The sequence below is a fragment of the Enterococcus sp. DIV1375a genome, assembly GCF_051712205.1.
Lineage (GTDB): Bacteria > Bacillota > Bacilli > Lactobacillales > Enterococcaceae > Enterococcus > Enterococcus faecalis.
Map to the genome: position 1 here is coordinate 1,311,916 of NZ_JBIOOM010000001.1, position 16,599 is coordinate 1,328,514.

Here is a 16,599-nt window from a genome sequence, read left to right on the forward strand (position 1 = left end):
TAATATGTCAAACGTTTATCATAAATAAATGTAAATTATAATATTCTTTTGATTTAAATAGATTTATATATGTTATACGTTTGACTTTTTTCTGATTTGTTTATACTATTAGACTAACTACTATTTTCTAATAAAGGAGACATTACTTATGTCAAGCATCATGAACCAATGGACGGATGAATTACGTTATGCGCCTTATTCTTCTTGGACATCTGCTCACCTCGAAAATCTAACTTCTATTATCGCGCAATCTAGTTGGCGTTTTAAGTATCATATTCAACCACAGACAGGACTACTAAATGATCCCAACGGTTTTTCGTATTTCAATAACCAGTGGCATTTATTTTATCAAGCGTTTCCTTTCGGGAGTGTTCACGGACTAAAAAGTTGGGCCCACTTAACTTCCTCCGACTTAATTCACTGGGATTATGAAGGAATTGCCCTTTATCCCGACTCTGAATATGATTCTCATGGCGTCTATTCAGGCTCAGCTTTACCAATAGATAACCAACTATGTTTATTTTATACAGGAAATGTTCGTGATCAAGCTTGGCAACGATTTGCATATCAAAATATTGCATGGCTGAATTCTTTAGGTGCGATCACAAAGGAATCAACACCATTCCTACCTATTGACCCCAATTATTCTTCCCATTTTCGTGATCCGATGGTATTTCCTTATCAAGAAGGACTTGTTTTATTAATTGGTGCTAGTGATTTAAATGGACAAGGAAAAATTGTGGTCTATTTTTCTAAAGATCGAAACGTACACAATTTTCATCAACTTGGCGAATTGACGTTCACCGACCAAGAATTAGGCTACATGGTTGAATGCCCCAATTTGGTATTTATTGATGGCCAGCCTGTCTTATTATTTTGCCCACAAGGTCTATCTCCATCTGTAAAAAGTTATCAGAATATCTATCCGAATATGTACACATTGGCCGAAACGTTTGATTTGGAGAATCTTTCTTTAGTTCAGGCTGGGCCTTTTGAAAATTTAGATGAAGGATTTGATGTCTACGCCACTCAAGCCTTTAATGCGCCAGATGGTCGTGCACTTGCGGTCAGTTGGATTGGGTTGCCAGAAATCACTTACCCAAGTGATGTGGAGGGTTGGGCAAATGGCTTAAGTCTGGTTAAAGAACTCACAATTCACAACGGGAAACTATTTCAATATCCAGTTTCTGAAACAGAAATGCTTCGTCAATCCGCTACTACTTTATCAAATGGCTGCCATTTCTTATCTACTGCTTCTTTTGAATTAGAAGTGGATATTCCCAAAAATGAGATTGCTTTTATTCGGCTTTTAGCGAACGAAACGGGTTCAAAAGGACTTTTAATTACAATTGATACGATTCATGGTAAAATAACCCTTGATCGAACATTTGCTGGCCAATCTTTTGCTGAAAAGTATGGCACAATTCGTGAAACTAAAATTAGGAAAAATAAGTCAGTTCAGTTAACTATTTTTGTTGATTGCTCTGTTGCAGAAATCTATGTAAATAAAGGTGAAAAAACGATGACTGGTCGCTTCTTTCCAGATAAAGCGCAACGGTATCTTCATCTATCCAAGACGGCAAAAGCTTGTTTTTATGAGCTGGAAAATACGAATAATTAGGAATGATGGTGAATTTTGATGGTGGTTAAATTAACGGATGTAGCAAAGCTTGCTGGGGTGAGCCCGACAACGGTGAGCCGCGTGATTAATAATTATGGTTATCTTAGTCAAAAAACAATTGATAAAGTTCATCAAGCGATGGAAGAATTAAATTATCAACCTAATGGATTAGCCAGAAGCCTCCAAGGAAAAAGTACGCAGCTGATTGGTTTAGTCTTCCCTTCTGTTAGTCATCCATTTTTTGGTGAATTAATTGAAACACTGGAAAGAAAGCTCTTTGTTCAAGGATATAAAGTGATTTTATGTGATAGTGAAAAAGATCCAGAAAAAGAGCGCGCCTATTTACGAATGCTCGCTGCAAATAAAGTGGACGGTGTAATCACTGGTAGCCATAACTTAGCTATTAACGAATATGAAAATGTTTCACTACCTATTGTTTCCTTTGACCGTTTCTTGGCACCTGGCATTCCAATTGTCTCTTCGCAAAACTTTCAAGGTGGCCAAAAAGCCACTGAAGCCTTATTTGCAAGTGGTGCACAAAAGATTGCAATTATTACTGGTGCTAATAACACAGGCGCACCTAGCGATTATCGATTGGCTGGTTATAAACAAACGATGGAAAAATATGGCGCAGAAAAAACGATTCTACAAATTGATAATGGAACCTCTACAACATTAAAAAATCTAGAAATCGAACGTTTGCTTCAAAATAAAACTGTAGACGGCATCTTTTGTACAGATGATTTGACAGCAATTACAGTTATGAATATTGCTCAAAAATTGAAGATATCCATTCCTGAAGAATTAAAAGTAATTGGTTATGATGGGACAAAATTAATCAAAAGAATTGCCCCACAACTATCAACCATTGTGCAGCCAATCGACGAGATGTGTGACGTTATGATTGACTTACTGCTTCGTAGAATGAAGGATCCTGATGTTGTACTCGAGGAAAATTATCCTATTCCGATTCAGCTATCATTGTCTGAATCCTGTTAAAAAAGACACCTTTTCAGGTGTCTTTTTTTATTCTTAATTCCTCATTTGCCTATTTTCCCTTAATTCCAAAGCACAGAGATTAAATAATACAACAACATGATCCCTACAAATACACCGAGCATTAGTAAAACATACCATCAATTTTTGGCGCTATAGGTTTCATTTTTATTTTTTTCGGTTCGTTTCCCGGCAGCCCATTTCCATAAATCGTAATTATTCATCTCTCTCACCACCTTTAATGGGTTTATTAACTTAAGCCTAACACGGAATGAGAGAACTTGAAAACAAAAGGATCACCCGCTTATGCAATGGATGATCCTTTTTTGGGCACTATTCTCCTGATAACCCATTATTTTTAATAACTGATTGGTACCAATAAAAACTATCTTTTTTAATGCGTCGTAAATCTTTTAACTCATGGTCTTCACGATTGACGTAAATAAAACCGTAGCGTTTTTTGAATCCTTGATGAGAACTTAAAATATCCATGACCGACCAAGGGCAATAGCCAAACAACTCAACACCGTCAGAAATAGCCGCATGACAAGCAGCAATATGATCATGCAAATACGCAATTCGATAATCATCATGAATTTTTCCGTCCTCTGTTAGGTGATCTGGTGTGCCTAAGCCGTTTTCTGTAATGATTAACGGCAAACGGTATTGACGATAATAATCATTTAAAACTAAACGTAGACCAGTTGGATCAATTTGGGCACCATACTTAGAGGTTTTTAAATGTTGATTTTTTTCGATTTTAAAATAACCGTATAGATCAAAATCAATGTCCTTTTCTTTCGTACCCAATGGGTGTTGCTCATCTGTCGGTAAATAGCTAGCAACTAACGTCCGATAATAATTAAGGGCGATAAAATCTGGTTTAGCAGCTTTCAAAATTGCTTGATCTTCTGGCTGTGTTTCGGGATAAATGTCGCATTTGGTCAAATACTCTTGATAGTAACCAGGGTATTCGCCAAAACAATACATTTCTAGAGCGTAATTCGTTTTAAAGTTATCATTCATACGAGCTGCCCAAACATCTTCAGGCTTATTGGAACTAGGATAAGTCATCGTTGAGGAAACAGAGGGACCGACTTTTCCCCCAGCGACCAATTGGTGACAATCATTCGTCGCTAGCGCATGGGCAACAAACATATGGTAATCCATTTGTGCACGAATTTTTTCAGTATTTTCTGGTACAACATCGTACATATTCATTCGTTCATCGACACGAATCATTAAGTTTTGTTCGTTCGTAACTTGCCAATTTTTGACTCGATCACCAAACGCTTGATAACAGACTTGCGCATAGCGTTGAAATGCAGAAACGCAGCGACGATCCGCCCAACCATTGTAATTTTCCACCAACGCAAAAGGTAAATCAAAATGATAAAGTGTGACAAACGGCAAAATATCGTTTTCTAAAAGTGTATCAATGACAGCATTATAAAAATCGATGCCGGCTTGATTGATTTCGCCATCACCTGTTGGAATGATTCGTGCCCATGAAAGAGAAAAACGATAGGTTTTTAAGCCTAATTCTTTCATTAACGCAATGTCCTCTTTGAAACGATGGTAAAAATCGCTGGCGACTTTCGTATCTGCTTGTACAGCTGACTTTTTAAAAGAATTGTAATCAAGCGACTGTTAGGCCTTTGCCGTCCTCATTCCAAGCGCCCTCAATTTGAAAAGCGGAGGAAGAAGCGCCCCATAAAAAATCGTTCTTAAATTGTTTAACCATTAGTTTTGCTCCTTTACTTGCATGAAAAATAAATTTGTTTGTGGTGTAATCTCTGTTTGTTTGGTTGTCTCAATTACAGCCATTTCCGCAGTATTTGTTACGATGACTAAGACGGTTGGATCATAACCAGCAGCTTGGATGATTTGTTTATCAAAAGAGAGCAGCTTTTGTCCTAGCCTGACTCTTTCTCCTACTTTTACGAACGTTTCAAATGCCCGCCCTTTTAATTCGACGGTATTGATTCCAATGTGAAGGAGGATTTCAGCACCATTGTCTAACTTTAAGCCAATTGCATGATGAGTTGGATATAAAGCCGTCACTTGCCCATTTCCTGGTGAAACAATTTGTTCCTCTGTCGGATAAATAGCTAGCGTTTTTCCCATTTGTTGAGAAGCAAAGACTTCATCGTTGATTTGGTCTAAAGATACGAGTTGTCCTTGAATAGGTGCTTGAATCCGTTGTTTTTCTTTGACTGTCCCTGCCTCTGTCTTGAAGCCGGGTTCTTGACGTGACTCGTCAAGCGGTAAATCATTAAAGCCTAGAAAAATCGTTAATAGAAATGCACCAAAAAAAGCAATACCACAACCTAATAAATAACAAATAAAGGCTTTGGTTCCTGCTTCTGCGTAAACTGGGATGGTCAAGAGTCCTTGGTTAGCGAAGGCTGTCCCGTAGGAACCGCCCCAGCCCATTAAGGCCCCGCCTGCTGCTCCGCTAGCCACCGCATAAATCATCGGTTTTTTTAGCCGCAAGTTTGCACCATAAATGGCTGGTTCTGTGATACCAAATAATGCAGTCACTGTTGCAGAGGCAGCAACAGCTTTCAAGTCTTTATTTTTTGTGCGGACAAACACGCCAAATGCGGCGCCCGCTTGAGAAAAGTTTGCTGCACCAGCAAACGCTAGCAAATTTTGCCGTCCTGTTCGAGCGACATCATTAATCCCAATTAGCACAAGCCCACGGTGAGCCCCAAAAATGACTAAGACACACCAAATTCCCCCGATAAAACCGCCTAACAAGATGGGACTCAAATTCATTATATAATAATACAACCAATTCACGCCGTCACCTAAATAAATCCCTATCGGTCCAAATAATAATAAAGTGGCTGGAATCATTAAAAGTAATGACAGCGTAGGAACCATAATAATTTTTAGAACTTCTGGAATGACTTTTTCCAAAAAGCGTTGCACATAAGCTAACATAAAAATTGCAAGAATAATAGGAATTACTGTGGAAACATAATTGGCTTTGGTCACATGTAATCCAAACAAGGTAACCGCTGATTCTTCAGTCATTAATGAAACGATGGTTGGATAACATAAGGTGGCACCAATTACCATGGCGATATATTCGTTTGTTTTGAAAACCTTAGCAGCTGAATAACCTAAAATAACTGGCATAAAATAAAAAAGTGCATCGGAAGCGGCGCTTAAAATAATATACGTATTCAAAGGTTTTAAATCGACCTGGTAAAAATTGTTTGCGACCATCACAGCAATAGCTAGAATTCCTTTTAACATGCCTGAAGCGGCAATTGCTGGTACGACAGGTGTGAAAATCGCCGCAACAGTATTTAAAATTCGATTACCTAATGAATTTTTTTCTTTTGTAGATGTTTTGGTCGTAAGTTGCTGAGCCAACAAAGGTTCTAGAGCATTATAGACATGCGCGACTTTATTGCCTAAAACCACTTGATACTGCCCGCCGCTTTCAACAACAGAAATGACACCTTCTGTTTGTAGTAAGGCTTCTTTGTTCGCTTGTTTCGTATCTTTCAATACGAAACGCAATCGTGTATAACAATGTGTGACATCCACGATATTGTCTTTGCCACCTACGTCTTTCAAAATTTCTTTTGCTATTGCTTGGTAGTCCATGGTGACCACTCCTTATCTATAAAATAACAGCTCAATAAAAAAGACCAAATCACACATGCACGTTTCAGCAAACACACTCAATATTTGCTCGTCGTGAATGTCCCTTTGATCTGATCTACGTAATAACTATGTTTCTCACGATAGAATAGCTGATTGAATTTATTTTTAATTTACCATTATTTAGAGGGATTATCAATGAATTAGGTAGAGCAACTCAGTGTTTTGTTACTAAAATCAGCAGTGAAAATAGTAGTTTACTACATTCACTGCTGATTTATTTGATTACAAGACTGGGGACAACAAGCGTGAAAAGTTTTGCTTGAATCGTAGCCAGTACCCTTGTTTTTTAATTATCTCGTCGGTTAGTAAGACACTTTTTTCTATATCTTCTTCAAAGACTTGCGCTAACATCCACGCAATGTCGGGATTGTAAATAAACGTACTTACCTCAAAATTCAATGAATAACTGCGAATATCTTGGTTTGTTGTCCCAACCATAGCTAATTCATCATCAATCACCATTGTTTTTGCATGAATAAACCCACTATCATAAATATAAATTTTAATGCCGCGTTTGTGTAAGTAATTTGCGTAATATTGTGTCGCGCGGTAAATAAAGGGATGGTCAGGCATACAAGGAATCATAATTCGCACGTCGACACCTGAACGAACCGCCACTAACAACGCATTAATCATACTATCATCAGGGATTAAATACGGTGTTTGAATCCAGACACTCTTTTCTGCAGAGAAAATCATCCGAACAAACCCGCTTTTCAAAATTTCTTCTTCTGAATCAGGACCATCTGAAACAACTTGTAAGGACAAATGCTCCACTTCATGATCTTCTGGTAATTTAAAATATTTTTCATGATACGTCATACGTTCTTCAGGATATTTGACTGAAGCATTCCAATCCATGATAAATATCTCTTGCAATGAAAATACGGCCGTCCCGACCAAACGAATATGGGTATCTCGCCAGTAACCAAATTTTTCGGTGACATTCAAATATTGATCCCCAACATTGAACCCGCCGGTCCAGCCAATTTTCCCATCGATGACAACAATTTTTCGATGCAAGTGATAATTTAGACGTGTTTTACGGATCATATCACGAGAAGTAATAAAGGGAGCTACTTTTCCTCCAGCGTCAACGTAACGAGCAAAAAACTTTTTATTTGCGCCGGGTGAACCCCAAGGATCGTAAATTAAGTAAACTTCCACGCCTTCATGCAACTTTTCGATTAATACATCTAAAAATTGATTGCCAATTGTGTCATTAAAAAACGCATAATACTCCACATGAACGGTTTCTTTCGCTGCACGAATATCTTCAAATAATGCTTGGAATTTTTCTTGGCCATCTGTGAATAATTGCAAACTATTTCTTTTGGCCAACGGTGATGCGTCCATATTCCGGAAATAACGATTTAAAACTTTCGCATCATAAAGTAAATCATAACGTTTATCGCGCCCTGCTTTTTTGTTATCAACGTCCACTTTTTCTTTAATTCGTTGAACCATTTGTTTTTCATCATCAGACAATTTAAAAACTTCTTGTCCATCGATACCTCGCCCACAGAATAAGTAAATAATAAAGCCGATACCAGGCAAGAAAATCAACGTCATCATCCATGCTAAAACGCTGGAAATACTACGAGGTTTTCTAAAAACAGTAATTAAGGCAGCAATAACGTTAATTACTAATAAAAATAACAAAATCCAAACAAAAATTTTCATCGCTTACCTCCTTCTTACTTCATACTAAGATTATATCAAATAACAGTTAAATTAGGCGAATAATATGAGCGAGTATTCAAAAAAGAATTCATTTCTATAAGTGTTTCGCCTTTGATTCTCAGTTTTTCTGTACTATAATGAGGGCTGGATGTAAAGATTTTGAAAAGAGGTACTTATTTTATGGTCGTTGATTTGAAAATGTTAGCTATGATTTTTATCATTAATTTTGCGTATATTACCTTAAATACTATTCGTTTTATGTTAACGATGAAAGGTTATCGGGTTATTGCACCGCTGGTTAGTATGGCTGAAATAACAATTTATGTCTTAGGGCTAAGTATGGTTCTGAATCGGTTAGACAATCCTTTAAATTTACTTGTTTATGCGCTTGGTTACGCTGTTGGCATTAGTGTAGGAATTAAAATCGAAGACTATTTGGCCTTGGGTTATATTATGGTATCGGTTATCCTCCCTTCTACTACTGAACAATTTCATTTACCAGAAACACTTCGTGAACACGGCTATGGTGTTACACAAAGTGTTGCCTACGGACGCGAAGGAGAACGAATGGTTTTAGAAATTCTTTCCCCAAGAAAAAACGAACGTACATTGTACAAATTAATCAATCAATTAGAGCCGAGAGCATTTATCATTTCCTATGAGCCTAAGTTCATTTCCGGTGGGTTTTGGACGAAAAAAGTTCGCAAAAGAAATGACGCCATTTCTCACTAAGAAGCGGCGTCATTTCTTGTTATTGATTTTTAGTTTACATAATAAAATTATCGTAACTTTAATTTATTCTAAGATAACTTAGAGAGTTCGTACCTAGTTGCTCAATCAATTGTTGCATAAAAACTAAGCGTTCGATGGCCGATCGGTTAGCAATTTTTTCATAATAAAATGCTAGAATATCCGACTGTGCTTCTAAAGGCTCGGCTTGTTCCGTTGCTACTGGTAAAAGGAGTTTTAAGTGGTCCTGGTCAATCGTAATCACTTGGGTCAAGTGCAAACTTTCTTGAAAAATATTAGGCACAGTACTGACTTTGCGGCCTCGCAGAGCTTGTTTAATGACTCTTCTCGCTTGCGAAAGATAGTATTCAGGATTTACGTCCCCTAGCAAGTCATATAAAGCGCTGAAGGCTTCTGGCAAGGCTTCCTCTTTGCCCAAATAATCAAAATAACGAGGCATTGTTGGAACCTCTGTCTTTTCTTTTTCAAGCGTAATTATAGATAGTTGTGCCGAGGCCAATCTTTGTTTTTGATAAAATGAGAGGCCACCGCTCACGCCAAAAAAATAGTCTTCCTCTTCTGGAAACACTTGTGGCCAAAAAGATTCAGCTAGCCAAAATAATTGCTCTGTTACAGTTCCTTTAAACTTAGGAAGTTCGTCTTCAGCCAAGGGCAAACTCGCAACTTCAGCTGCCGTATAAATAGGAAAATTCAAACGATATTGACGATTTTCCCGAATGATTAACTGACAATCAATCATTTCTGATAAAAATTGTTCTAACTTGGCTTCTGTTGCAAAGGCCGCTTTTAATTGTCTTAAAATGATTCTTTCTTCCCGATGTTCATACATAAAAGTAACAAGAGGGAAAAAAAGTGATTGGTTGAGCAAATGATTGTATTGTTTCGTTTGTTGCGGAGAATGATAGTAAATTGCTAAATCATTCATGTTAACGCCCCTTTACTATTGAAGCGCCTAAGCAACAAGGAATTTATCGCGTTGCTTAGGCGCTTACGGTTTTAGTTAAAGACTTCTGTTAATTGTGGTACTACTTGTTTTTTACGAGAAACAACGCCTGGTAAGAACGCACGATTGTTAACTAATGTTACATTGAACGCTGCTTCAATTTTAGCTTGTTCCGCACCAATCGCTAATAATTCAGAATCACTGTCTAGGATATTCGTAATAATTAAGACAAACAAGTCATAATTATTGGCTGCATTTTCTGCAGCCATAGCTGCTTCTAATTCAGCTTGACGATCTAAAACTTCTGCTAAGTCGACAGTATTTACTTGGGCAACGCGAACTGTTTTGCCGTTCATTGGGAAGCTCTTAGCGTCTAAATCTAAAAGGACTTCAGCTGATTTATCGCTTAAATTTGTTCCTGCTTTTAATAAGTCAAGACCATAGCCTTCTAAATTAATTTCAGCAATATCAGCTAGGGCGTGCGCTGCATCGATGTCTTCTTGTGTGCAAGTTGGTGATTTAAATAATAATGTATCAGAAATAATCGCTGAGACCATCATACCAGCAATTTGAGCTGGAATTGTCACGTTATTTTCTTTAAACATTTTATAGATGATTGTACTGGTACACCCTACTGGTTCTGCACGATAATACAATGGATCTGCTGTTTCGAAGTTGGCAATCCGGTGATGATCCACTACTGCTAAAATGTTTACTTCAGCGATATCTGAAATGCTTTGTTGGAATTCGTTATGATCCACTAACATGACTTGGTTTGTTTCGCTAGCTGCTTCAGTGACAACACGTGGTGCTTCAATATTAAAATAATCTAAGGCATATTGAGTTTCTTCACTTGGTGTTCCTAAAGCGACAGCTTCTGTCTCTTTTCCTAATTCTTTTTGTAAGTAAGCAAAACTAATTGCTGCTCCGATAGCATCTGTATCAGGATTTTGGTGTCCAAAAACTAAAATTTTTGACATAATACACACTCCTTGGTTTTGATTCACTCTTAATGATAACAAAAAATAGAAAAGAAACAACAAAAAAATTGTCTTCTTTTCTATTTTTTCGTTTGTTAACGTGCTAGATAACCTTGATAGTCCTCGACATGTAGTAGTTTTTTCGCATTTTCAACACGATCATTTTTAGGAGGCTCAATTCCTTCTAATGGATAAGGAATACCTAGTTCTTCCCATTTGTACTTGCCCATCGTATGGTAAGGAAGCACTTCAACTTTATCTACATTGTTTAATGTTTTTATGAAGGCATCCAGACGGATTAAATATTCGTCGTAATCACTACGTTGAGGCACCAATACGTGGCGAATCCAAACAGGTTTGTCAATTTCAGATAAATAGGTAGCCATCTCTAAAATATTATCATTTGATTGCGTTGTTAACAGTTTATGCTGCTCGTTATCAATATGTTTGATGTCGAATAAGAGTAAATCTGTATACTTCATCAATTCATCAAATTGACTAATGAAGGGTTCTTCCCGAGTAAAAGGTTTGCCACACGTATCTAAGGTTGTATGAATGCCTTGTGCTTTGGCTTTTTTAAATAAATCAATCAAAAAGTCCATTTGCAATAGCGGCTCACCACCACTGACAGTGATACCACCCTTTTCGCCCCAATAAGAGCGAAAACGTAATGCTTCCTCTAATACTTCGTCAGTCGTCACCACACGACCACCGGAACCAATTTTCCAAGTATCTGGATTATGACAGAATTGACATCTCATGCGACACCCTTGTGTAAATACGATAAAACGGACACCTGGGCCATCAACGGTACCAAAATTTTCTGTTGAATGAATTCTACCTGTAACTGGTGTTGTCATAATGATCCCTCTTCTTTCAAACGAAAAGGATGACACGTTGAATGTCACCCTTTCAGTTAAATAATGTAAATGTTTTTTATAGTCTGTCGTGTGAAGTTCTTGAGATAACGTCTGCTTGTTGTTCAGGAGTTAAGTCACGGAATTTCACGGCATATCCAGATACACGGATAGTTAAGTTTGGATATTTTTCTGGATGTGCTTGTGCATCTAATAATAATTCGTTTGTAAATACGTTTACGTTTAAGTGGTAACCACCTTTATCGAAGTAGCCATCTAATACGTTACGTAAGTTGTTAATTCTTGTATCGTCGTCTTTACCTAAACCATTAGGGTTGATGGTTTGTGTATTAGAAATACCATCTAAAGCGATTGTATATTCTAAACGAGCTGTTGAGTTTAATGAAGCTAACAAGCCATTTTTCTCACCTAAGAATTTACCGTCTTGATAACTTGGGTTCGCACCTGGTGCAAGAGGTTTGCCGGCACGACGTCCGTCAGGCGTGTTCCCTGTTGCTTTACCATAAACAACGTTTGAAGTGATTGTTAATAATGAAGTCGTTGGTTTAGAGTTACGGTATGTGTGTTGACGTTTAATTTGTGTCATAAAGTAATCTAAAATCCAGTTAGCCATTGCATCGGCTTCTTCGTTATCGTTTCCGTATGTTGGGAATTCTTTTGTTGGTACATAATCAATTGCCATACCATCTTCGTCACGGATTACTTCTACTTCACCGTGTTTAATTGCCATGATACTATCAGTCGCATGAGAGATTCCGGCAATACCAGTTGCGAATGTCCGTTGTAAATCAGTATCCATTAAAGCTAATTGTGGTGCTTCATATGCATATTTATCATGCATGTAATGAATAATATTTAATGTGTTAACGTACAATTCAGCTAACCAGTCTAAGATGTCTTTATAGCGTTCCATGAATTCGTGGTAATCTAATTTGTCACCAGTCATTGGACGATATTTTGGTGCTACTTGCATTTTAGTTTTTTCGTCGACTCCGCCGTTAATTGCATAAAGAACAGCTTTCGCTAAGTTCGCACGAGCGCCGAAGAATTGCATATCTTTACCCATAACTGTTGCAGAAACACAACATGCGATTGCGCAGTCGTCAGAACCCCAGTTTTCACGTAATAAGTCATCGTTTTCAAATTGGATAGATGAGCTTTCTTTCGCGATTTTAGCTGCATATGTTCTGAAGCCTTCTGGTAAGTGAGAAGAATACAATACAGTTAAGTTCGGTTCTGGAGATGGTCCCATGTTTGTTAAGGTGTGTAAGATACGGAAGTCATTTTTGGTAACTAATGAACGACCGTCAATACCCATACCAGCAATAGATAATGTTGCCCAAATTGGATAACCAGAGAATAATTGGTTGTATTCTGGTGTCCGTGCAAATTTAACCATACGTAATTTCATGATTAAATGGTCAATCATTTCTTGTGCTTCAAATTCAGTGATTAAACCAGCTTCTAAGTCACGTTGGATATAGATGTCTAAGAATGCTGAGATACGACCAATTGACATTGCCGCACCATTTTGAGATTTAATGGCACCTAGGTAACCAAAGTATAACCATTGGATTGCTTCTTGCGCATTTGCAGCAGGACGAGAAATATCGAAACCATAAGAAGCAGCCATTTGTTTTAAGTCATTTAACGCACGGTATTGTTCAGAAATTTCTTCACGTAAGCGAATAACATCGTCTGTCATTTCTTTGTTACCAGTGTTATCATGATCTTTTTTCTTTTGTTCCATTAAGTAGTCGATACCATATAATGCGATACGACGATAGTCACCGATAATACGGCCACGGCCATAAGCATCTGGAAGACCAGTAATGATTTTGTTTTTACGTGCTAAACGCATTTCAGCTGTGTAGGCATCAAAAACACCTTGGTTATGTGTTTTTCTGTATTCTGTGAAGATTTTTGTCATTTCTTCGTCAGTTTCATAACCATTTGAAACTAAGGCATTGTTCGCCATTTTAATACCACCGAATGGCATAAATGCTTGTTTTAATGGTACATCTGTTTGTAAACCGACAATTTTTTCTTCTTCTTTGATTAAGTAACCAGGTTCATGTGACGTAATAGTTGCTGGGATATCGCTATCCATGTCATAAACGCCATTTTTTTCATGTTGGATTTCAAATAATTCTTGTAGTTTTGTCCATAATTTGTCAGTGCTCGGAGCGATTGGTTCTAAGAAACTGTCGTCGCCTTTGTACTCTGTGTAGTTGTTTTGAATAAAATCACGAGTGTCAACGCTTGTTCTCCATTTGTCGCCTTTAAAGCCTTCCCATTGTTTCATGAAGTGTTTGCCTCCTTAGTTAACTGCTACTTGATTGTATGTAACAGCTTTATGTGATTAGTATAACACATAACCTTTTAGATGCAAGCGTTTTTTTATTATTTATTGCACTTTCTTAATAAATAAATAGGGATCGAAGATTCTAAACGCTGATATATAAACATTTATACTTGTGAAAATAAGAACGATTTATAGTTGTTATCACTTGTGAAAAATGTACTACTGTATTAAAAACAGCAGCCATCTGTATTAATACAGATGGCTGCTGTGGAGATATTTATAACACAGTTTAGTTTGTTTGTTCTTCTTCAATCACTGCAGAATGCATCTCGTGGACTTCCATTACTTGGCCATCTTTTTGTTCATCGATGACAAAGGAACCGTTGGATGTTCGTTCACTGATTGGATAGTTTTTCGACTGAATAACTTCTTGTGTGCCTTTTTGCGTAGTAACTAATAAATCTAAATCGGTACTTTCAGACATAAAGACAACACGATGTGGATTTTTCTTCAATTCCCGTAAGACCATTAATCCACGTTTTGCTCGTCCTAATTGTGTTAATTCTTGGGCTAACATGCGTTTAACACCGCCACGTTGGGTAACGATGACAATCGGTGTATCCCCTTCAGAATGAACCAGCAAACCATTAACGACATAATCGTCTTCTTTGAGGTTCATTGATTTAACTCCAGCCGCTTTACTACCCACGACTGGTACTTCATATAATGGATAACGTAAGCCAAAACCGCGATTGCTAACGAGGAAAACATCCAATAAGTCTTGATCATTTGTTAAATAAACATTGGTAATTTCATCTTGGTCTGATTTTAATTTCATACAAGATGTCGGGCGGCTCTTATAAGTGCGCCAAGGCTCAAAATCAGCCATTTTGGTCTGTTTAATCATGCCAGCTTTTGTAATGAAAACAAAGGTTTTTGTCGGACTTAACTCTTTATAAGGATATACAGCAATAATCGATTCATCGATAGCAAGATTTAAAATGGTTTGAGAAATATGTTCGCCAATTTCTTTCCAGCGTAAATCTGGCAACTCATGGACGGGGCGATAGATCATATTCCCTTTATTTGTTACTAGTAAAAGATGATCTAATGTATTGACTTCGCCAGCATATAGTAAAAAGTCGCCTTCTTTCATGCCGATTTCTTCTGGTTTTGATGCTGTATAAGAACGAATACTACTCCGCTTGATATAGCCTTCGTGCGTCACGGTTACGACCACGTCTTCCTGCGCAACTAACACGGCTGTTTCAATCTTGATTTCTTGGATTTCCTCTTCAATTTGAGTTAAGCGCGGATTGCCATATTGCTTTTTAACTTCGCGAAGTTCTTTTTTCATGACTGAGAATAGTTCTTTTTCATTGTTTAAAATGTTCAATAACTCAGCAATTTGTTGTTCTAAAGTTTTCGCTTCTTCTTGTAAATCAGTAATATCCGTATTGGTTAAACGGTATAGCTGTAAAGTAACGATTGCTTCAGCTTGTTCTTCAGTAAACGCATAGTCGGATACTAAGTTCTTCTTCGCATCTTTTTTATCTTTACTTCCACGGATTGTTGCAATCACTTTATCTAAGATAGACAATGCTTTAATTAAACCAGCAACAATGTGCTCACGTTTGCGAGCTTTGTCCAACTCAAATTGACAACGGTTAATGATAACTGATTTGCGGTGCGTAATGTAACTTTCTAAAATCCGTTTTAGGCCCACTTGTTGCGGGGTCATGTTGTCGATGGCTACCATGTTAAAGTTGTAATTGATTTGCAATTCAGTGTTTTTAAATAGATAATTTAAAATACCTTCTGCATTGACATCTTTTTTTAGTTCAACAACAATTTGCAAGCCAGTTCTGTCACTTTCGTCACGAACTTCGGCAATGCCGTCTACTTTTTTATTTAAACGGATTTCATCCATCTTCTTCACTAGCGTTGCTTTGTTGACTTCATAAGGAATTTCAGAAATGACAATTTGTTGTTTGCCGCCTTTTAAGGGCTCAATCTTTGTCTTCGCACGTAAAATTACTTTACCACGGCCGGTTTCGTAGGCTTTTTTAATTTCTGCTTTTCCTTGTAGGATCCCACCTGTTGGGAAATCTGGTCCTGGAATGTATTCCATTAATTTCTCTAAACTTGCATTAGGATGATCAATTAAATACACAGTTCCATCAATGATTTCCGCTAAATTATGCGTAGGAATTTCTGTTGCATAGCCTGCTGAAATCCCCGTTGAGCCGTTTACCAATAAATTAGGATATTTGGCTGGTAAAACAGTGGGTTCTTTTTCTGTATCGTCAAAATTCCAGACGAAATCGACGGTATTTTTGTCGATATCTTTTAACAACTCACCACTTAACTGTGATAAACGAGCTTCTGTATAACGCATCGCCGCTGGTGGGTCGCCATCCATACTTCCGTTGTTTCCGTGCATTTCAATTAGTACTTCCCGTAATTTCCAGTCTTGACTTAGACGCACCATCGCTTCATAAATACTACTGTCGCCATGGGGATGATAATTCCCCATAATGTTTCCGACAGATTTTGCTGATTTACGAAAGCCTTTATCAAAGGTATTGCCGTCTTTATTCATTGAAAAGAGAATGCGGCGTTGTACTGGTTTTAGCCCATCTCGAATATCTGGTAGGGCCCGTTCTTGAATGATGTATTTGGAATATCTTCCAAAACGATCGCCCATTACTTCTTCAAGGGTTAATTCTTGAACTTCTTGGCGTTTTTCCAAAATTGTC

At 37.5% G+C, this 16,599-nt stretch carries 10 protein-coding genes and 1 pseudogene; 3 read left to right on the forward strand and 8 right to left on the reverse strand.

Annotated elements, in window-relative coordinates; translation table 11 throughout:
* Nucleotides 1-160: 160 nt before the first annotated feature.
* Together IGJ63_RS06395 and IGJ63_RS06400 are read left to right on the forward strand one after the other, a co-directional pair.
* Entirely contained in the window at nucleotides 161-1,621 is a 1,461-nt protein-coding gene (locus tag IGJ63_RS06395) for a sucrose-6-phosphate hydrolase (RefSeq protein ID WP_002390640.1), read from the forward strand.
* 18 nt (nucleotides 1,622-1,639) lie between these two features.
* The gene (locus IGJ63_RS06400) at nucleotides 1,640-2,620 is read left to right on the forward strand and encodes a LacI family DNA-binding transcriptional regulator (protein WP_438746114.1); all 981 of its coding nucleotides are present in this window, start codon (nucleotides 1,640-1,642) and stop codon (nucleotides 2,618-2,620) included.
* A 330-nt stretch (nucleotides 2,621-2,950) separates the two neighbouring features.
* Here IGJ63_RS06400 and IGJ63_RS06405 read toward each other — a convergent pair.
* From IGJ63_RS06405 to cls, 3 genes and pseudogenes are all read right to left on the reverse strand, one after another.
* A pseudogene (locus IGJ63_RS06405) lies at nucleotides 2,951-4,361 on the reverse strand (glycoside hydrolase family 1 protein).
* A complete protein-coding gene (locus IGJ63_RS06410; RefSeq protein WP_438746116.1) occupies nucleotides 4,361-6,241 on the reverse strand; it encodes a beta-glucoside-specific PTS transporter subunit IIABC in 1,881 nt (626 codons plus the stop codon). Before IGJ63_RS06410 ends, IGJ63_RS06405 begins: the two are co-directional and overlap by 1 nt.
* A 282-nt stretch (nucleotides 6,242-6,523) precedes the next feature.
* On the reverse strand, nucleotides 6,524-7,984 hold the full coding sequence (gene cls, locus IGJ63_RS06415; RefSeq protein ID WP_002371124.1) for a cardiolipin synthase: 1,461 nt from the start codon (nucleotides 7,982-7,984) through the stop codon (nucleotides 6,524-6,526).
* A gap of 180 nt (nucleotides 7,985-8,164) precedes the next feature.
* Here cls and IGJ63_RS06420 point away from each other — a divergent pair, with 180 nt between their 5' ends.
* Nucleotides 8,165-8,716 carry a DUF2179 domain-containing protein gene (locus tag IGJ63_RS06420; RefSeq protein ID WP_002361848.1) on the forward strand — a complete coding sequence of 184 codons (552 nt, stop codon included), beginning with the start codon at nucleotides 8,165-8,167 and terminating at the stop codon, nucleotides 8,714-8,716.
* Nucleotides 8,717-8,774: 58 nt separating this feature from the next.
* Here the strand turns inward: IGJ63_RS06420 and IGJ63_RS06425 are convergent, their stop codons facing one another.
* The 5 genes from IGJ63_RS06425 to parC form a co-directional block, all read right to left on the reverse strand.
* Nucleotides 8,775-9,659: a DUF1803 domain-containing protein gene (locus IGJ63_RS06425; RefSeq protein WP_173950984.1), complete on the reverse strand. Its 885-nt coding sequence runs from the start codon at nucleotides 9,657-9,659 to the stop codon at nucleotides 8,775-8,777.
* Between the two features lie 71 nt (nucleotides 9,660-9,730).
* Nucleotides 9,731-10,657: a manganese-dependent inorganic pyrophosphatase gene (locus tag IGJ63_RS06430; RefSeq protein WP_002360265.1), complete on the reverse strand. Its 927-nt coding sequence runs from the start codon at nucleotides 10,655-10,657 to the stop codon at nucleotides 9,731-9,733.
* A 95-nt stretch (nucleotides 10,658-10,752) separates the two neighbouring features.
* Nucleotides 10,753-11,517 carry a pyruvate formate-lyase-activating protein gene (pflA, locus tag IGJ63_RS06435; protein WP_002357530.1) on the reverse strand — a complete coding sequence of 255 codons (765 nt, stop codon included), beginning with the start codon at nucleotides 11,515-11,517 and terminating at the stop codon, nucleotides 10,753-10,755.
* Between the two features lie 76 nt (nucleotides 11,518-11,593).
* Entirely contained in the window at nucleotides 11,594-13,840 is a 2,247-nt protein-coding gene (pflB, locus tag IGJ63_RS06440; protein ID WP_002357529.1) for a formate C-acetyltransferase, read from the reverse strand.
* Nucleotides 13,841-14,129: 289 nt separating this feature from the next.
* Nucleotides 14,130-16,592 carry a DNA topoisomerase IV subunit A gene (gene parC / locus IGJ63_RS06445; protein WP_002357527.1) on the reverse strand — a complete coding sequence of 821 codons (2,463 nt, stop codon included), beginning with the start codon at nucleotides 16,590-16,592 and terminating at the stop codon, nucleotides 14,130-14,132.
* Nucleotides 16,593-16,599 lie beyond the last annotated feature (7 nt).